At 58.3% G+C, this 13,560-nt stretch carries 12 protein-coding genes; 5 read left to right on the forward strand and 7 right to left on the reverse strand.

Annotated features, from left to right (window positions below; all coding sequences use genetic code 11):
* Window positions 1-5 precede the first annotated feature (5 nt).
* Window positions 6-1,487, forward strand: a complete 1,482-nt coding sequence (locus GKQ23_RS10395; protein ID WP_212410849.1) for a SulP family inorganic anion transporter — start codon at window positions 6-8, stop codon at window positions 1,485-1,487.
* Window positions 1,488-1,624: 137 nt separating this feature from the next.
* Window positions 1,625-2,287 (forward strand): EAL domain-containing protein, encoded by a 663-nt coding sequence (locus GKQ23_RS10400; protein ID WP_212410857.1) that lies wholly within the window; start codon window positions 1,625-1,627, stop codon window positions 2,285-2,287.
* Window positions 2,288-2,324: 37 nt separating this feature from the next.
* Here GKQ23_RS10400 and pth read toward each other — a convergent pair whose 3' ends face one another.
* Window positions 2,325-2,912, reverse strand: coding sequence for an aminoacyl-tRNA hydrolase (gene pth, locus GKQ23_RS10405; protein ID WP_056234392.1), 588 nt, complete (start codon window positions 2,910-2,912; stop codon window positions 2,325-2,327).
* Window positions 2,913-3,182: 270 nt separating this feature from the next.
* Here pth and ychH point away from each other — a divergent pair, with 270 nt between their 5' ends.
* Window positions 3,183-3,473, forward strand: coding sequence for a stress-induced protein YchH (gene ychH / locus GKQ23_RS10410; protein WP_212410859.1), 291 nt, complete (start codon window positions 3,183-3,185; stop codon window positions 3,471-3,473).
* A gap of 180 nt (window positions 3,474-3,653) precedes the next feature.
* On the opposite strand, the gene GKQ23_RS10415 is transcribed toward ychH, so the two are convergent.
* The 3 genes from GKQ23_RS10415 to GKQ23_RS10425 all read right to left on the reverse strand — a co-directional run bounded on the left by GKQ23_RS10415 (window position 3,654) and on the right by GKQ23_RS10425 (window position 8,387).
* Entirely contained in the window at window positions 3,654-4,829 is a 1,176-nt protein-coding gene (locus GKQ23_RS10415) for a diguanylate cyclase (protein ID WP_212410861.1), read from the reverse strand.
* Between the two features lie 159 nt (window positions 4,830-4,988).
* The gene (locus GKQ23_RS10420; RefSeq protein ID WP_212410863.1) at window positions 4,989-6,629 is read right to left on the reverse strand and encodes a S8 family serine peptidase; all 1,641 of its coding nucleotides are present in this window, start codon (window positions 6,627-6,629) and stop codon (window positions 4,989-4,991) included.
* Between the two features lie 306 nt (window positions 6,630-6,935).
* The gene (locus GKQ23_RS10425) at window positions 6,936-8,387 is read right to left on the reverse strand and encodes an MFS transporter (RefSeq protein WP_212410865.1); all 1,452 of its coding nucleotides are present in this window, start codon (window positions 8,385-8,387) and stop codon (window positions 6,936-6,938) included.
* A 109-nt stretch (window positions 8,388-8,496) separates the two neighbouring features.
* On the opposite strand from GKQ23_RS10425, the gene GKQ23_RS10430 reads away from it, so the two are divergent.
* Window positions 8,497-9,387, forward strand: a complete 891-nt coding sequence (locus GKQ23_RS10430) for a LysR family transcriptional regulator (RefSeq protein WP_212410867.1) — start codon at window positions 8,497-8,499, stop codon at window positions 9,385-9,387.
* A 71-nt stretch (window positions 9,388-9,458) separates the two neighbouring features.
* Here the strand turns inward: GKQ23_RS10430 and prs are convergent, their stop codons facing one another.
* The 3 genes from prs to lolB form a co-directional block, all read right to left on the reverse strand.
* Window positions 9,459-10,406 carry a ribose-phosphate diphosphokinase gene (gene prs / locus GKQ23_RS10435; protein WP_146005531.1) on the reverse strand — a complete coding sequence of 316 codons (948 nt, stop codon included), beginning with the start codon at window positions 10,404-10,406 and terminating at the stop codon, window positions 9,459-9,461.
* A gap of 176 nt (window positions 10,407-10,582) precedes the next feature.
* A complete protein-coding gene (gene ispE / locus GKQ23_RS10440; protein ID WP_212410869.1) occupies window positions 10,583-11,446 on the reverse strand; it encodes a 4-(cytidine 5'-diphospho)-2-C-methyl-D-erythritol kinase in 864 nt (287 codons plus the stop codon).
* Window positions 11,443-12,072 carry a lipoprotein insertase outer membrane protein LolB gene (lolB, locus tag GKQ23_RS10445; protein ID WP_056234409.1) on the reverse strand — a complete coding sequence of 210 codons (630 nt, stop codon included), beginning with the start codon at window positions 12,070-12,072 and terminating at the stop codon, window positions 11,443-11,445. The genes ispE and lolB overlap by 4 nt, the downstream gene beginning before the upstream one ends.
* A 225-nt stretch (window positions 12,073-12,297) precedes the next feature.
* Between lolB and hemA the strand changes: the two genes are divergently transcribed.
* Window positions 12,298-13,554, forward strand: a complete 1,257-nt coding sequence (gene hemA / locus GKQ23_RS10450) for a glutamyl-tRNA reductase (protein WP_056234413.1) — start codon at window positions 12,298-12,300, stop codon at window positions 13,552-13,554.
* The last annotated feature ends 6 nt before the right edge of the window (window positions 13,555-13,560 follow it).

Below are 13,560 nucleotides of genomic sequence, written 5' to 3' on the forward strand. Positions count from 1 at the left end.
AAAACATGTTTAACCTGAACAACTTCAGCGCTAAAAGCGTCAAAAATGACGTACTGGCGGGAGCCGTGGTGTCCGTGGCGCTGATCCCCGAAGCCACCGCCTTCTCGCTGCTGGCCGGCCTGTCGCCAACCATCGGCCTGCATACCGCCTTTATCCTCGGCCTGGTAACCGCCTTCTTTGGCGGTAAGCCGGGGATGATTTCCGGCGCGGCCGGTTCGATTATCGTGGTGCTGATTAGCCTGATCGTCCAGCACGGTTACGAGTACGTGCTGCTGGCGACTATTCTGGCCGGGCTGATCCAGCTGGCGATCGGCGTGCTGCGGCTGGGTAAGTTTATCCGTCTGGTGCCGCAGCCGGCGATCTACGGTTTTGTCAACGGTCTGGCAATCGTGATTATGCTGGCCCAGTTGCCGATGATTAAGGGACAGGGCCCGGTGATGTACGCGCTGGTAGCGCTGGCGATGCTGATAGTCTGGCTGTTTCCAAAAATCACCAAAGCGATACCCGGCTCGCTGGCGGCGCTGATCGCCATCAGCGCCATCGCCATCGGCTTCGGGCTGGACACCAAACGCGTTGGCGACCTGGCGGATATTTCCGGCACGCTGCCGTCGTTCCACCTGCCCACCGTGCCGCTCAACTGGGAAACGCTGACCATTGTGCTGCCCTATGCGGTGGTGATCGCGCTGGTTGGCCTGATCGAATCGCTGCTGACGCTGGCGGTGCTGGACGAGATGGGCAGCAAGAAGGGTGCAGGCAATCAGGAGTGCGTGGCGCAGGGGATTGGCAACACGATTTGCGGCTTCTTCGGCAGCTTTGCCGGCTGCGCGATGATCGGCCAGTCGATTATCAACTTCACCTCCGGCGGACGCGGACGCATTTCCAACCTGGTCGGCGCGGTGCTGCTGATCCTGTTTGTGATCAGCCTGTCGCCCTGGATCGCGCTGTTGCCGGTGGCGGCGCTGGCCGGGATCATGTTTGTGGTGTGCATCAATACCTTTGAATGGAGCACGCTGAAGCGGATTAAGCGCATGCCGAAGGCGGATACGGTGGTGATGCTGACGGTGACGCTGATCACCATCTTCACCGACCTGGCGATGGCGGTGATCTGCGGCGTCATTATCTCGGCGCTGGTGTTCGCCTGGCAGCACGCGCGCATTACCATCGTTTCGCAGCAGCAGGAGAACGACCAGAAGACCTACCGGCTGGACGGCCCGCTGTTCTTTGGCTCGGTCGCGAGCTTCCAGGAGCTGTTCGAGCCCGAAAACGATCCGCAGACGGTGGTGATCGACTTTGCCCGTACCCGGGTAATGGACTCCAGCGGCGTGGAGGCTGTCGATAAGCTGACGGCGCGCTATCTGCAGGCCGGTAAAACGCTGCGCCTGCGGCATCTGAGCGAAGACTGCATCAGCCTGCTTAAGCAGGCCGGCCCGTTCTGCAGCCACGAGCTGGACGATCCCGACTATAAAGTCGCCAGCAATGATGCCTGAACCATAAAGCTGAACTCGCCGCTGCCGATAATAGGGTTATCCCGTTTATCGGGGCGGCGATTAAAGAATTTTCTCCTATAATCAATCTGCTCAGCGCATATATTCAGGGCAGGATGCCTGTTAACTGGCTCAATGGCATGAAAAATGACTTTGTTTGTATTCCTGTTCAGTCACTTACCGGCGAGCTGGTGGCCATCGACCTCAGCTACCGGCCGCAGGTTCATGATACGGCCTCAAAGACGCTGCTGCGGCCGGTCAGTGCGGAAGATCGCCTGCTCAATCAGCTGCTGATCGTTGAAGAGTACGCCGGCTACTTCCGTCAACGCGGGCTGCTGTGCAGCGTGGCGATCGATTTTCAACTGGCACGGGCGATCACCGAGTCGCCGTTTGTGCAGCAGATCCTGACGCACCTGCCGTTTATCCGGCTCAAGCTGTCGGAGGATTTTCCTAACCTGCACGACGGGATGGATAATCCGCTGCTGCGCGCGCTGCATGAACAGCTGAATATTCTGTGGCTGGACGATCTGGGCGCCGGGGATGCCAACCTGCATGCGCTGCAGTCGAGCCTGTTTGAAGCGGTTAAGCTCGATCGTCAGTTCTACCTGAATAACGTCAGCAAGCCGTTTTTTTCGGTGCTGATTAGCCATATTCGTCAGTATACCAACCGGGTGATCGTGGAGGGGGTCAGCGCTCAGGCGCAGATCGCCATTCTGGCGCGCAGTAAGGTGTGGGGCGTGCAGGGCTATTTTGCGCCATCTGTGGCGCTCAGCGCGTTGGAGCAGGGCGGTTCCGCCGGATAACGCTGCGGGCCGCGTCGTTTGCCGCCGCCCGTTCAACTCAGCCCGCTTTGTAGCTGTGCAGGCGGTTCATCGCCTTCAGGCGATCCTCTTTCAGCCACACCTCGGTGCAGCGCGCCGCTTCATCCACCGCATTATCAATCAGCGTCTGCTCTGCCGCCTGCGGTTTACCCAGCACGAAGCCGACCACCTTGTTACGATCGCCCGGGTGGCCGATGCCGATGCGCAGGCGGTGGAAATTGACGTTGTTACCCAGCCGACTAATGATGTCTTTCAGGCCGTTATGGCCGCCGTGACCGCCACCCTGTTTGAACTTTGCCACCCCGGGCGGCAGATCCAGCTCGTCGTGTGCCACCAGAATCTCTTCCGGGGCAATGCGGTAAAAGGTCGCCATCGCCGCCACCGCCTTGCCGCTCAGATTCATAAAGGTGGTCGGCACCAGCAGGCGTACATCCTCACCGCCGAGGTTCAGGCGCGCGGTATAACCCCAGAACTTGCTCTCTTCCTTTAACGACTGATTGTGCCGTTCAGCCAGTAAATCGACGTACCACGCCCCTGCGTTATGGCGCGTGGCGGCGTACTCTGCGCCCGGGTTGGCAAGGCCAACAATCAGTTTAATGCTACTCACGTGGTGTATTCCCTGAAGGGTCGGTTCGAGGCGGCTAGTTTACTGAAGCGCGGCGGATAACTCAAAGGGCGGGGCGTTCTGTGCGCTGGCTCACAGTAATTCAGTCAGGTGATTATTCAATTTTGATACAAATTCAGCGGGTTAGACGTAAAGTTGTGTCAAAGAATGTACCAAAAGTGTGATCAAAGCAGCACCACCCGCACGATCAATTTCCTACACTTGCATTATCCGGCAATGGATCTTGCCCCGACGATGGACTGGAGGTGGTTAATGAAACGCAAACATACGCATATAGCAGGTAATGGTCTGATGGGCCTGGGGCTACTGATGATGGTCGCCGGCGTGGCCTACGCGGTGGTCAATCAGATGCCGCAGTTCTCTTCTGATGAGTTTCTGGTGCAGGGGGCCATTTTCAGCATCTTCCTGGGTGCGCTGCTGTGGCTGGTGGGCGCCCGCGTCAGCGGTCGCGAAAAGATCACCGACCGCTATTACTGGGTGCGTCACTGCGGTGACAAGCGCTGCCGCCAGGGGGACAGCGCTTCACATCATCGCCCGCACTGAGTGCCGGGCAGGTGGCAACTGAGCATCATTGCCACCCTGATAACGTCTCCGCCTTCGGCGACTCCGTTCGCTGCAGGCGTTGCTGTTATGGCGCAAAGTCTGTGTCAGCTTTGCCTGTGACCGCACCCGGCGGCTTGTTTCGGCCCCTCGGGCCTCTAATCTGCCGCGACATGCTTCGGCTTAACCTGTCGCTGTCGCTGTCGGTACGATACTCACCTCAGCCCTTAATGCCGGTTTAAAAGCCTTCACCCGGTTTCGGCCGTCGGTTTTAGCCTGGTACAGGGCCTCGTCGGCGGCGCTGAGCAACGCGTCAAGATGGTCGTGCCCCGGCTGACAGCTGGCCACGCCGATACTCACCGTATAGCTAACGCCGCCAGGGGTAGAGTGCTCAACCGTCGCGCGTATGCTCTCCGCAAAGGTCATCGTTTCCCGTTCACCCAGCGCTAATACGGTGGCAAATTCCTCGCCCCCCAGGCGGGCAAAAAAGCCGCCGGGCGGCAGCACCGATTTCACCTGGCAGCAGAAATCAATTAATACTCTGTCCCCCTGGTCGTGGCCGAACCGATCATTGATGCTTTTGAAATGGTCGAGATCCAGCAGCATCACGCTCAGCGGGGTGACGCAGCCCGCCGGGGTGACTTCGGCCTTTTCAAACAGCGCCCGCCGGTTCCAGACGCCGGTCAGCGGATCGAGCAGGGCTGCCTGCTTGTGCCTGAGCAGCGTGCGTTCGTTAACCATCGCCATCAGCGTTACGCTCATGCCGATCACCATCAGAATCGACTCCAGAATCACGTAAACCGAGAACACAGATCCGCCGATCGCACCGTGTAACGGGCTGGGAATACCGCCATCCAGCAGTATGCGGGCGATGTGGAACAGCAGATGGATCCACAGCAGCAGCTGCGCCGGCCAGAAGGTGACCGGCAGCAGGCTGCGCGCGCGCCACAGTTCGCGCATCATCGCGGCCGTGTAGAGAATACACAATACGCAGATTACCAGTACCCGAAGGGGCATCGACTGATAGAAGGCCGGTATCGGGCAGAGTAAGGCCCACACCGCCATGCCTGCCATCCACAGCTTCCCGGCGCGCGCGCCGCGAAAATAGCGGAACGCGCAGAGTAAAATGCCGTAGGCGAACAGCATCAGCATATTGCCCACCACCAGCGGTAAAAACACGTAACCCTGGCTACGCAGGCTGCTAAAAACGATCGCTAACAGCGTGGCGGTAAGTGACAGGCAGTTGATCCCCAGCACCGGATTGTACTGGGCGCCGCGCCATGCGAACAGCAGTACGATGATTAAAAACATCAGCACACTGAGTTCGCAGACGAACAGCGTGTAGACGTCAAGCGCCATATTCGGATTATTCCTAAGATAATAATGACAGCAAAGTATCACCAATGACCCTTCTTCAAAAGGGGGAAGCTGAACTCCGGGAGTAAAAAAGGAGGGGAGGCGATGTCCTGGCCACCCTCGGTGGCCAGTCGTTCCGGGCGACCTGCCGTTGACCAATTTTCAACAGTGCAGATTCGCCGATGCAATTTTCTTACGTTTTAACGCAAGCTTAACGGCTTCACCTGCATTCAGTCTGCCATAACCCAGCGCAAGACTGTGTCCGGACCGGTCATATGTCGTGAAGTTTTTGTCAGAAGAGGGCCCCTGCTGGCCAATTTTATCGCAGGTTTTCCTCAGGATGCTTCTTAGCTCGTCCAGTGAGATATCCGGATAAACCGAAAGAACCAGTGCGGCCACCCCGGCAGCACCGGGGCAGGCGCTGGAAGTCCCGCCAAAGTTATTGGTGTAGTTACCATAAACATCACCCTTGTTCAGCGTACCCTCTGTGTGAGTAACGCAACGCGTAAGTGAGGTTGTCCAGATGCCGGGCGTTGAAGTACTGAGCAGATCATTGCTCGGGAAAGCGCAGAAAATAGCCTTACCGTAATCACTATAATAGCTTCTGATATTTTCAGAGTTGCAGGCGGCAACGGCCATAACATAAGGACAGCTGGCGTAACCATCGTTATCAACGGATTCGTTGCCGTTACCCGCTGCGAAAAATATGGCACATCCTTTGCCATTACGGCCCCTGGTGGCAGCATATTCAATGGCACGCCTCACGTGAGGGGCAAGAGGGAATTTTCTGTGGTGAAGCGGATCGCCTTCAACCAGGGGATCGCCATCAAGTGGCCCCCAGCTGCAGGAGATAACGTCTGCACCACGATCGGCGGCCCAGATAAACTGCCTGGCTTCATTGAGTGAGCCGAGATCTTCCGTATATTTGACAGGCATAATATGTGCGGCAGGCGCAACGCCCGTTGCGCCATACAGCCCTGATGAAGCCGCCACTCCGGCGCACGGGGTGCCGTGTGACTGACGGGCGTTATCCGGCATCGGGTTGGTATCGAAAACCCGGCCAGAAAAATTTGCCGGATTGACGACTTTACCCGGAGAGGAGAATTCCGGATGGGTAATATCAACGGCATCATCAATAATGGCGATAACAATTCCCTCCCCGCGAGTAAATTTATGTGCTTCTTCGACATTGGCGCTGGCGTTGATTACTGCCTGCCAGGTAATTAGCGTTGGTTTTAAGTGCCACTGATTAGGGTGGATGACTTTCTTTTTCTTCAGCTGGACAATTTCGGGGTAGCAGGCTTCAACATCAGGGGCATCCAGTAACGTTTTGCTGAGCTCGAAAACGTCGCTGCCGGGAGACTGCTGAGGTGTTACCAGCCAGGTACTGCCCGTTTCCTGAATATGTTGCTTAACCGTCAGATTTTTTTCACTGAAGAAACGCCTGCAGTCAGATTCGCTCTTGTTATCATTGAAGATAATGATGATGTTTTCTGTGTAAACGACAGGCTCGTCATTAATAAGAAAGGCATGGCCGACGAAGCGCGTGTCCGGATTTTTCAGGAGCGAGGATTTAATGTTGTCTGTTGTAGATGGATCGCTGACCCTGATGACAAACACGCTGGCCGCCTCGAATTTTGAATGTATTTCCACAGGCAGTCTGGCCAGGTTTTTTTCAGCATCTGCTTTTGCGTCAGGTTTAAATCTTATCACCAGAAATTCCGGTGACTTATTGAGAGTATACTCTCTTTTCTGATTATCGAATTTTTTATCCTTCATGCTGATGGTTTTTTTAGAAGTCATAGTCAAATCTCCGTTTCAATAATGAGGTGTAATGACGATCGATGTGCAGTAACCGCGATCAGCATGCATTTCATTTCCCCTTAAGTAAATAAGCGACCGGATATAAGTTGCAGTCTTGTTTTGGATTTATTTAACAGAAAGGCGAGCGCTGTTATTTTTCAAAGGTGTTCCGGAAGTGTAATTATATGTAATTTTTAATTTGCGATGATTTATGCTGAGTTATTAAAGGGATAGTAAAATGTCGTTAACGCCACTCCGGAATAACTGTTTACAGCGAAGTGGCGACGTTTAGCCGGCTGAATTCATTCAGCGATTTTCAGGTCGTACCAGGCACAACCAGATGCCACAGGTGCAGAGCAAGGTGACAGCCGCCAGTGCAAGTAACAGCTGGTTAAAAGCAGTTTCGATAATGGGTATAAGCTGCGGATTCGAGGGTAGTCCATTTAAAAAACCCGATGCCGGCTCCGGCGCCGTGTTCGCCAGGTTCATCTGCCTGGTCACCAGCAGGCTGAACAGGCTGCTCACCGTCGCCAGCGCCACGCCTTCACCGGCCACGCGCACCGTACTGAAAATACCGGTGGCCATCCCCGCCCGTTGCGGCGGCACCACGCTGACCGACAGATTATCCATCAGCCCCCACGGCAGGCCGCTGCCGCTGCCGATAAGCACCATCGCCAGCAGGGTCAGAAACAGGGAACTCTGTGGCGTCACCTGGCTGAGCAGCACAATGCCGGCGGCGGCCAGCAGCAGTCCCGCACAGCTCACCGCTCCGGGGGAGTAGCGGCGGGTCAGGCTGACCGCCAGCCCCGGCACCACCAGCATCGGCAGCGAAATCGCCAGCATCAGCAGGCCGGTGGTGAAGGCATCAAAGCCGTAGAAACCCATAAAACGCAGCGGCAACAGCACCAGCAGCACCACAAAGCAGTAGCAGGTGGCCACCGGCAGCAGCTGCACGCCGATAAAGCGACCGTAGCGGAACAGGCTCAGGTCGAGCATCGGCTGGGCGCTGCGCAGTTCGATAACCACAAACAGTACAAAGGCCAGCAGGCTGCCTGCCAGCAGCAGGCTGGTCAGGGTACTGCTGCCGCTGGCGGCCAGTTGCAGCAGTGCCCAGGTGAACAGCGTCAGCGCCAGGCTGAAGCCGATCATCCCCGGCCAGTCGAGCGGACGCGGGTCATCGTTACGTGATTCGGGCAGGTACCGCTGGCCGGTCAGCAGTGCCAGCAGGCCAAACAGCGCGCAGCACAGGAACACGCTGTGCCAGCCGCTGAACGCCAGCAACATCCCGGCGATCACCGGCCCGGCGGCCAGCCCGACGCCGAAGCTGGTGCCGAGCAGGCTGAAGGCGCGCGCCCGCGCGTGGCCCTCGAAGGCGTTAGCCAGCGCGGCGCTGCCGCCCGCCAGTGCCGCCGCTGCCGCCGCGCCCTGCAGCGCGCGCACGGCATCCAGCCATACCACCGATGGCAGCCACGGCGTCAGCAGCGACAGCAGGGTAAACAGACTGACGCCGGTCATAAACAGCCGTTTGCGGCCATAGCGGTCAGCCAGCGTGCCTGCCGCCATCAGCAGGCTGCCGAAGCTGAGCAGGAAGGCGTTGGTTATCCAGCTTAGTGCCAGCGGCGAACCACCAGGGTTGACGGCGATGGCCGGGGTGGCGATCACCCCGGCGGAAAAACTCAGCGGCAGCATCAGCGCGGCGCTGCACACCGCCACAATGCTCCAGCGGCTGCTATGTGCCGCAAGGGTCAGTGAACTCATCGGTAATCTCCACTTCTCATTATTAAAGAAGCAGGATAAATTGGCGTGACAGAGTGATAAACGGGCTTTAAGACCGGAGATAAAGGACAAAAAGTCGCGAATGAGCAGCGTGGAAAGTTTGAGCGGGCTGCATGCCTTTGTGCAGGCGGCGCAGCTGGGCAGTTTTGTGGCCGCCGCCGAGCGTCTGGGCGTGTCGGCCTCGGCGATTGGTAAAAGCGTGGCGCGGCTGGAGAGCAGCCTCGGCGTCAGCCTGTTTAACCGCAGCACCCGCAGCCTGAGCCTGACCGAAGAGGGGCTGCTGTTTTTTGAGCGCAGTCTGCGGGTGGTGCAGGAGCTGACAGAAGCGGAGCAGGAGCTGTCGCGGCTGATGGCAGAGCCACGCGGGCGGCTGCGGCTGAGTTTTCCGGCGATAGGCTACCGGTTGCTGCTGCCGCTGCTGCCCGGCTTTACCGCCCGCTATCCGGAGATAGAGCTGGATCTGGATTTTAACGACCGGCTGGTGGACGTGATCGGCGAAGGTTATGACGCGGTGCTGCGCAGCGGTGATTTTGCCGACTCGCGGCTGAAGGCACGCCGGCTCGGCAGCTTTCGTTTCCGGCTGGTGGCATCAGCAGAGTATCTTGCCGCGCGCGGCGTACCGCAGCGGCCGCAGGATCTGACGGCTCATGCCTGCCTGCTGTACCGTTTTTCCGGCAGCGGCCAGCTGCAGCCGTGGCAGTTTACCGGTGGGGCAGAGAGCGGGCTGGCACTGAGTGGCCCGCTGGTGTTTAACAACCTGGAGGCGCAGATCTCCGCCGCCCGGCGCGGATTGGGGCTGATCTACGTGCCGGATTTCGCGGTGCAGGAATATGTGGAAAGCGGAGAACTGTCCAGCGTGCTGGATGCGCATATTACCGCCGGCGGGCAGTTTTCCCTGCTGTGGCCGGGCAACCGCCATCTGCTGCCAAAACTGCGGGTGCTGATTGACTATCTGGCAGAACACATCGGCCTTGCGCCATAAAAAAAGGACCGGCGGTTAAGCCGGTCCCTTTAGCCGATGGCCAGGCCCGCCGGACAGGCGGGCGAGGGCGATCAGTGGTCGAACATCGCAGAGATAGACTCTTCGTTGCTGATGCGGCGGATCGCCTCAGCCAGCATGCCGGAGAGGGTCAGGGTGCGCACGTTAGGCAGCGCCTTGATCTCAGCAGGCAGCGGGATGGTATCGCACACTACCACCTGATCGAGCACCGAGTTACGCAGGTTTTCCACCGCGTTACCCGAGAAGATTGGGTGAGTTGCGTAAGCGAAGACGCGTTTAGCGCCGCGTTCTTTCAGCGCTTCTGCGGCTTTACACAGGGTGCCACCGGTATCGATCATATCGTCAACCAGCACGCAGTCACGGCCCGCAACATCGCCGATGATATGCATCACCTGGGAGACGTTAGCACGCGGACGACGCTTGTCGATAATCGCCATATCGGTGTCGTTGAGCAGCTTAGCGATAGCACGGGCGCGAACCACGCCGCCGATGTCCGGGGAAACCACGATCGGGTTTTCCAGGCCAATCTGCATCATGTCTTCCAGCAGGATCGGGCTACCAAATACGTTATCAACCGGGACGTCAAAGAAGCCCTGAATCTGTTCAGCGTGCAGATCCACAGTCAGAACGCGGTCAACGCCTACGCTGGAGAGAAAGTCGGCTACCACTTTGGCGGTGATAGGCACACGGGCAGAACGCACGCGGCGGTCCTGACGTGCATAGCCAAAGTAAGGGATAACCGCAGTAATACGACCAGCGGAAGCGCGACGCAGGGCGTCAACCATCACAACCAGTTCCATCAGGTTGTCGTTGGTTGGGGCACAGGTGGACTGGATGATGAAAATATCACCACCGCGTACATTTTCATTGATTTGTACGCTCACTTCACCATCACTGAAACGACCGACGGCGGCGTCGCCCAGGCTGGTGTAAAGGCGGTTGGCAATACGTTGTGCTAGTTCCGGGGTGGCGTTACCAGCAAAAAGCTTCATATCAGGCACGAGAAGAACCTCAGGCTTGCGTCCAGAGAATGAAAAAGCGTAAACGGTACCGGGCGACATACCGCAAACGTTTTCATACGGGTGTATTTCCCCCTGAGTATAGTGTACGCGGTACCGGCTACTCAGGGTTAAATGGTTAGCGATGTGCAGTATCCGGATCGGGTGACACTGTCACATCAGCTCAGTTGCTCTGAAAGGGTGCGGTGCAGCGGCGAGACGTTAACGCCCCGCGCAACAAAACCCTGCAGCCCTTTCGGGGCCAGCTCAAGCACCTGACGGGCGGATTGCTCGGTATTGAATTCGGCAAACACACAAGCACCGGTTCCGGTCAGGCGCGACGGCGCGTATTCTAGCAGCCATGAAAGCAGCGATTCAACCTCGCGAAAACGTTTTCTTACGGCTGACTCACAATCATTGTGGAAATCTGCCTGTAAAAGCTGCACCAGAGGTCGCTTTGGCGTGTTGCGAATCAGGTCGGGATCGTTAAACACCTGTGGCGTAGCGATACTGACCCCCGGATGCATGACCAGATACCACTTCTCGGCCGGTGTCACCGGCGTCAGCTGTTCACCCACGCCCTCGGCAAAGGCGGCAAAGCCCCGCACGAATACCGGCACGTCGGCACCCAGCTGCAGGCCGGAGTGCGCCAGCTCGGCCAGGCTGAAGCCGGTCTGCCACAGGTGATTAAGCGCCACCAGCACCGTAGCCGCATTGGAAGAGCCACCGCCCAGCCCGCCGCCCATCGGCAGGCGCTTGTCTACCGCCAGCCGCGCTCCGGCAGATTCGGGCAGGGTACCCCGTGCTGCCGCCCGATCGCGCAACAACGTGGCGGCACGCACGATCAGGTTTTCAGCATCCGGCACGCCGGGCACCGGCGTAAGCAGGCGCAGTTCGCCATCCTGCGTTGGCTCAATGCGCAGGGTGTCGCCGTAGTCGAGGAACTGAAACAGCGTTTGCAGATCGTGATAGCCGTCAGCGCGACGGCCGGTGATGTAAAGAAACAGGTTCAGCTTTGCCGGCGAAGGCCATTCGGTTGTCATTTAACGGTCCAGCTGTCCATTTTCAGTTTGATGCGCTGGCTGCCTTCGGTCAGCTCAAGGTTCGATGGCAGCGTCGGGTTCTGCTTGCTGTCGTAGCCCTGGTAAGTGACGTGCCACTGTTTACCGCCCTGGCTGTAGTTAACCTCGCGCAGGCGGTACTGGTCATCCAGCCGGTAGTCGCTGGCTTCACCGGGCAGGCCGAGCATCCACTGGCGCAGGTTCTCCAGCGGGATCGCCATACCGGTCAGCTGGGAGATCATATCGGCGGCATCACGGCTGACGTAGCGTTTGCCCTTGTTATCGACGATTTGTGCCACCTGGCCCTGCTGGTCGAGCTGCAGCTCGGTGCTGCCCAGCGGGTTAGTCAGCAGCAGGCGGTAACGATCCGGCGCGGTCTGCTGCCAGTTAAAGCGGGCATACACCTTCTGCTTATCGCTCAGGTAGGCGAAGGCACCGCGGGTCTGGAACTGGGTGATTTTAGCCACCGCCTGCTGGTGTTGGCGCCACTGCGGGGAGTCGGGGCTCTGGCCCGGTTTTGCGGTCTGGTCGGTAGTGCTTACGCAGCCAGCCAGCACCACGGCGGCCAGAGGAAGCAGCCGCATCAGGCGGCGAGTCGGCATTAACATAGTCAGAAAAGCTCCTTGTACTCGTTTCGGGCAGTCATGCCGCGCAAGCCGTCACGCTAACCAGCTAACGCGGCGGCGTCAATGCTTAAAAGGTCTCAAAAATAAGGATATGAGGCAGAGCTTGTTACAGTGATAGATGAAGCATAGCTTTTATTGATCCCGCGCATCTTGTAGAATGCGCTTCACAAAACCCTGACAACTGTGGGATTACCCCAACCTCGTACCATGACGTTACTGGCTCTCGGCATCAATCACAAAACGGCCCCTGTTGCACTGCGCGAGCGTGTGACCTTCTCACCAGACACGCTTGAGCTGGCGCTCAACAGCCTGCACGCGCAGCCTCTGGTGCAGGGCGGTGTGGTGCTCTCTACCTGTAACCGCACCGAGCTCTACCTCAGTGTAGAACAGCAGGAGAACCTGCAGGAGCAGCTGGTCAGCTGGTTGTGTGATTACCATCAGCTCAGCGTCGATGAGGTGCGTAAAAGCCTTTACTGGCACCAGGGTGACGAGGCGGTCAGCCACCTGATGCGCGTGGCCAGCGGGCTGGATTCGCTGGTGCTGGGTGAACCACAGATCCTGGGCCAGGTGAAGAAAGCTTTTGCCGACTCCCAGCGCGGCCACTCGCTCTCCAGCGAGCTGGAACGCCTGTTCCAGAAATCCTTCTCCGTCGCCAAACGCGTGCGTACCGAAACAGAAATCGGCGCCAATGCGGTATCGGTGGCGTTTGCCGCCTGTACCCTGGCGCGGCAGATTTTCGAATCCCTTGCCGATGTGACCGTGCTGCTGGTCGGGGCGGGCGAGACCGTTGAACTGGCCGCGCGCCATCTGCGTCAGCATAAAGTAAAAAAACTGATGATCGCCAACCGCACCCGCGAACGCGCTCAGGCCTTAGCCGATGAAGTGGGGGCGGAGGTGATTAGCCTGCCGGAGATTGATGCGCGGCTGGCCGAAGCCGATATTATTATCAGCTCTACCGCCAGCCCGCTGCCGATTATCGGTAAAGGTATGGTTGAACGCGCGCTGAAGCAGCGCCGTAACCAGCCGATGCTGCTGGTGGATATTGCGGTACCGCGTGATGTGGAGCCGGAAGTTGGCAAACTGGCTAACGCCTACCTCTACAGCGTGGATGATCTGCAGGCGATTATCGAAAGCAACCTGGCGCAGCGCAAAGCCGCTGCCGTGCAGGCGGAAACCATCGTGGTGCAGGAGAGCGGCGAATTTATGTCGTGGCTGCGTGCGCAGAGCGCGGTGGAAACCATTCGCGAGTACCGGTCGCAGGCCGAGCAGGTGCGCAGCGAGCTGGAAGAGCGCGCGCTGGCGGCGCTGCAGAACGGTGCTAACGCCGAAGAGGTGATGCGTGACCTCGCCCGCAAACTGACCAACCGCCTGATCCACGCGCCAACCAAATCCCTTCAGCAGGCCGCCCGCGATGGCGATGGCGAACGCCTGCAAATTTTACGCGACGGCCTCGGGCTGGAATAGCGTTTA

It is taken from the genome of Erwinia sp. E602, from assembly GCF_018141005.1.
In the GTDB taxonomy this organism is placed as follows: domain Bacteria; phylum Pseudomonadota; class Gammaproteobacteria; order Enterobacterales; family Enterobacteriaceae; genus Erwinia.

Excerpts from the sequence above, each read along its gene's own strand:
- GKQ23_RS10395 (WP_212410849.1), top strand. The coding sequence starts at position 6 with ATGTTTAACCTGAACAACTTCAGCGCTAAAAGCGTCAAAAATGACGTA.
- GKQ23_RS10400 (WP_212410857.1), top strand. The coding sequence starts at position 1,625 with ATGAAAAATGACTTTGTTTGTATTCCTGTTCAGTCACTTACCGGCGAG.
- ychH (WP_212410859.1), top strand. The coding sequence starts at position 3,183 with ATGAAACGCAAACATACGCATATAGCAGGTAATGGTCTGATGGGCCTG.
- GKQ23_RS10415 (WP_212410861.1), bottom strand. The coding sequence starts at position 4,829 with ATGGCGCTTGACGTCTACACGCTGTTCGTCTGCGAACTCAGTGTGCTG.
- GKQ23_RS10420 (WP_212410863.1), bottom strand. The coding sequence starts at position 6,629 with ATGACTTCTAAAAAAACCATCAGCATGAAGGATAAAAAATTCGATAAT.
- GKQ23_RS10425 (WP_212410865.1), bottom strand. The coding sequence starts at position 8,387 with ATGAGTTCACTGACCCTTGCGGCACATAGCAGCCGCTGGAGCATTGTG.
- ispE (WP_212410869.1), bottom strand. The coding sequence starts at position 11,446 with ATGACAACCGAATGGCCTTCGCCGGCAAAGCTGAACCTGTTTCTTTAC.
- lolB (WP_056234409.1), bottom strand. The coding sequence starts at position 12,072 with ATGTTAATGCCGACTCGCCGCCTGATGCGGCTGCTTCCTCTGGCCGCC.
- hemA (WP_056234413.1), top strand. The coding sequence starts at position 12,298 with ATGACGTTACTGGCTCTCGGCATCAATCACAAAACGGCCCCTGTTGCA.